The 3,189-nt window shown below is 45.8% G+C and carries 4 protein-coding genes; 3 read left to right on the top strand and 1 reads right to left on the bottom strand.

The window, feature by feature from the left end:
* From D3261_RS19850 to D3261_RS19355, 3 genes are all read left to right on the top strand, one after another.
* Window positions 1–762, top strand: a 762-nt coding sequence (locus D3261_RS19850) for a hypothetical protein (protein ID WP_233554049.1), incomplete at its 5' end; no start/stop codon positions are given.
* A gap of 341 nt (window positions 763–1,103) precedes the next feature.
* A complete protein-coding gene (locus D3261_RS19845; RefSeq protein ID WP_147465011.1) occupies window positions 1,104–2,168 on the top strand; it encodes a hypothetical protein in 1,065 nt (354 codons plus the stop codon).
* 277 nt (window positions 2,169–2,445) lie between these two features.
* Entirely contained in the window at window positions 2,446–2,790 is a 345-nt protein-coding gene (locus tag D3261_RS19355) for a hypothetical protein (protein WP_120075233.1), read from the top strand.
* Window positions 2,791–2,830: 40 nt separating this feature from the next.
* On the opposite strand, the gene D3261_RS19350 is transcribed toward D3261_RS19355, so the two are convergent.
* A partial coding sequence (locus D3261_RS19350) for a TraM recognition domain-containing protein (protein ID WP_158589422.1) occupies window positions 2,831–3,189 on the bottom strand: 359 nt, incomplete at its 5' end.

The following is a 3,189-nucleotide window of genomic DNA, read 5'->3' as shown; positions in this document are numbered from 1 at the left end:
TTCGCAGGCATAATAGTAGCCAAAGTGCTGCAAAAATATAGATCATGTATACGGCTGAACTCACAGTCCTCCCAATGCATTGTGGACTCTGTTATCCTCGAAGATAGTGATAAACAACTAGGCGTCATATGGGTAGTAATGATTGACTTTTGCGAGAGCGGTGAAATACGAGTTAATCGAGAGCTAAATGTCCTCGATAAACTAGCAAGCGACGTCAGTAATATTCTAGCAGAGCAGGGGATAGACCACGTCCTTGTAAGTGGCTATGTAGCTGTTCTGTTTGGTCGGGCCCGATCCACGGAGGATATCGATACATTAGTCGCCACAGAGGCACTCTCAGAAGAAGAAGCTGAGCGGTTAGGTAATGAGCTTGAAGATCGAGGGTACTGTGGGCCAGCGATGCCTCTTTCAAGTATCGGGCTGATGTTTGAGCATAACGACCCAATTCGGGTCGCTCGAAAAGATCAAAAGATACCTCAAGTAGAATTGCAGCCTACTGAAAATATTCATCCATCGTTCCAAAATCAACGCACTGCTATTGTTGGAATTGGTGATGATATTATTCGCTTGCCGATTGTTGCACCAGAGGTGCAAATTGCATATAAACTCACAATGGGGGGAAATACGGATTATGAAGATGCATATTACTTGTTGAAAACATACCATGATAAGCTGGACAGCAAACTTTTAGATAGAAGCGTATCTGAGTACGATGTAGAGGGGGAATATCGTGAGCTCAAAAATCAGGCGGGAATTGAATAGTCGAAAAAGGCATATCAGTCCTAGCCGACAGGAAGAGCGACTTAATGCGATCGACAATTGGGCTGCATATGTTCGCTCAACACCGACCACAATTTGGGGCCAAGAGCTGAACCAACTAATTGATGGTCAGATATTGAGTGCACAAGCAGCGGTAGCTATTGATGATAATAATGTAGCTGATGTGAGCGGATGCAACCCTGAAGCGATTCGCAATGCGGGAAGTCAGCCGAGCTAGCTACATATTGTGGTGACTGGCATCCAGCGCGTTCTTTTAAGATGCAATTAACGCATAATCGTATCTAGGGAAAAGGCTATTCAGTCTCTATTGTAATTGATCGTCTATGTACGACTACATCCCTGGAATTCGGCATGGTACCAACGAACAACAGGCCTTAGAGGCATTGAGTAACCAGCTCAGTCAAGCCGGGGGTAGTCAGCAACAACATTCCGATCGAGTTAAGCCGCTTCTGGAGATCGTAACAAAGAGCGATCTAAACATGGTCTCGCGCTATGTTCGAAATTTCTCTGAGGTGTTTGTTGATTTTCCCCGTTATTTGTCATACAGAGATAATAAATACCGAGACGATGTTGATTCACTAATCAGAAATTTCTGGAACGATCCAGTAACGTTCCACCAATTAAACTCAGGTATGTCCTATACTCCTACACTTTCTGGTACCATTGACCCAATCGACCTTTCGAACTATAAAGCGATGATTCAGACACTACATTCGTATTTCAATCGAATATGCATTCGTTTGTTTATTCCTATCAACACATATTCTTCATCTCAGGAAAATACGATTAGAGAGATCCTCAATGAACTCGGTACTAATGACGCAGTGCTTGCGGACGCCCTCAATGTGGATAATTTGTCGACGGGGCTAATGCCCAATATTGAATTTATCAGTAATGAGATGGGTGCACAGGATTTCTACGTATTTAACCTATTTGAACCTAGAGATGGTGTTAACTATAACTATGGTCCTGTGATCGGAAAACATGCTGGCGTGGATGGAGTGGGAGACTATGTTCTTGAAAGGCGGTTTCCAAGCGATATCCCACCAGGAGCCTTTCCAAATATTCCCAAACGTGTGCGGCAATATGAGTCCACCAGCCACTCCTTAGACACTACAGAAGATCCAGACTATTATGTCAACGCTATCGGATCAATGGTCAGAAGCGGGAATTTGAACCCAAACCACTGCCAAGCGTGTCAAGATTTATACGATGAATTTCAGATGGTGACATCGACAGCTAACAGAATCGATCTAGATGCAGGATTTGTGAAGCGTATGCGAATGAATCACTATATGTACTCTGTTCTGAATGACGAATTTCCAAATATGGATGCCGCATCAAGCGCCAGTAACTTTGATAGCAGGGGCTACAACGAAATCACATAAGACAAATCAAAACGGTAAAAGAACCATTCAGCCAGCGGAGAAAACCACTTGCGATGTGATGAACACGGATACGCTGCCCCTTCAATTCAAGGCCCACCACCCAGCATGTCCGAAATTGAGATGATCTCGCACATATACGATTATAAAAACTATAGCGCTAAGAGACTAATTGTGAACCCATTGGATGGGAGATGAGAGTTGTTATCTTTCTTGAGAGATGATTCACATTGAATCGTCTGACGAACCACTATGATGCACGAGCGATTCAATGTGATTCATGAAACGAATTACTCCACAGATTCGGTCAGAGCATATCGAACTTATCGAACGGATTCAAGAAGAGGAAGAGACAGAGATTAGCGATGCAGAAGCTGTAAGACGGATATTCGATCGAGCAATTCAGTATGAAGCAGAAGTGGAGCGTCTTGAATCAGAGTTGCAGCAGACTGAAGCACGGGTCGATGAGATGCGCTCAAAGCTGGTTGCAACCACAGAAAAGGTCGAAGCATCCAATGAGCTAGTTCGAGTGGTCGAAGAAGAGCAGTCACTGCAAAGTAGACGGGCACAGGCGGGAGTACTTACACGCGCCAAGTGGTGGTTTGTAGGAATGCCAGACAAGTAGATCAACCGTACCAAGAAATAGAACTCATAGATTGGGTTGGCTAGAACGACGGCTCGGAGATCTTGGCGTGCCACCATCCGCTGGGAGATTGGATTAGTGCCTTGCCAGGCTCTTGATTCATCAGTTCTCCCGTGAGCAGTGGCTTTCCGCTAGCTGTCCGAGAGGATGTGGTTCGTACTGTCCCACCTTCTCCGTCTGGCTTCGTGTTCACGTCCTGCTGGCGGAGCATTCGATCCCCAAGCCCACTCAGGAAGAACTCAGCGGTCTCGGCGTCACCTGCACTGAACATCACCCGGTTCGGGCAGTTCGACCAGATCGATCTCGCCGGTTCTTCTCCATAGGTGTCGATCAGCTGGTGGACGTCCTGGACCATGATCACCCCCCGTGCTCCCGATTTGC

The sequence above is a fragment of the Halococcus sp. IIIV-5B genome, assembly GCF_003602035.1.
Classification (GTDB): Archaea; Halobacteriota; Halobacteria; order Halobacteriales; family Halococcaceae; genus Halococcus; species Halococcus salsus.
Note: the sequence above shows the minus strand (reverse complement) of the source record. Positions and strands in the feature narration are given on the sequence as shown.

Bases quoted from the DNA above. Each gene is read 5' to 3' on its own strand.
- D3261_RS19845 (WP_147465011.1), top strand. From the start codon at position 1,104: ATGTACGACTACATCCCTGGAATTCGGCATGGTACCAACGAACAACAG.
- D3261_RS19355 (WP_120075233.1), top strand. From the start codon at position 2,446: ATGAAACGAATTACTCCACAGATTCGGTCAGAGCATATCGAACTTATC.